We start from the raw sequence: 354 nt of genomic DNA, 5'->3' as shown, positions 1-354 counted from the left end.
GCTGAGTGCGATCGCGGCCGCGGCCGACCTGGACGGTGCGGAACTGGCCACGGCATACGGCGTACTGGTCGACGCCGGTCTGGCCAGTGCCGCCGAGGAGGGTGGGGACGTGGTGGCCCCGGTGCCGCCGACCGCAGGCCTGGAGATCCTCGCCCGGCACCGTGCGGCTGAGGTCGAGGAGTCGCGCATCACCGTCGGGGGCGCCTTCGAGTCGTTCCGGCGACAGCGGCTCGCCGCGTACAACGACAATCTCGTCGAGGTCGTCACCGGCGACGCCATCGGCCCCAGGATTCGTCACGCATGGGCAAGCGCCCGCGATCAGATCCGGCAGTTCGAGTCACCGCCGTACTTCCC

General features: G+C 71.2%; 1 protein-coding gene. It reads left to right on the top strand.

Going from position 1 to position 354, the window contains the following annotated elements; translation table 11 throughout:
- The coding region (locus AC1DUE_RS20970; protein ID WP_477041317.1) for a hypothetical protein at window positions 1-354 on the top strand (354 nt) is incomplete at both ends.

It is taken from the genome of Cellulomonas sp. P4_A2 (assembly GCF_056402515.1).
Note: the sequence above shows the minus strand (reverse complement) of the source record. Positions and strands in the feature narration are given on the sequence as shown.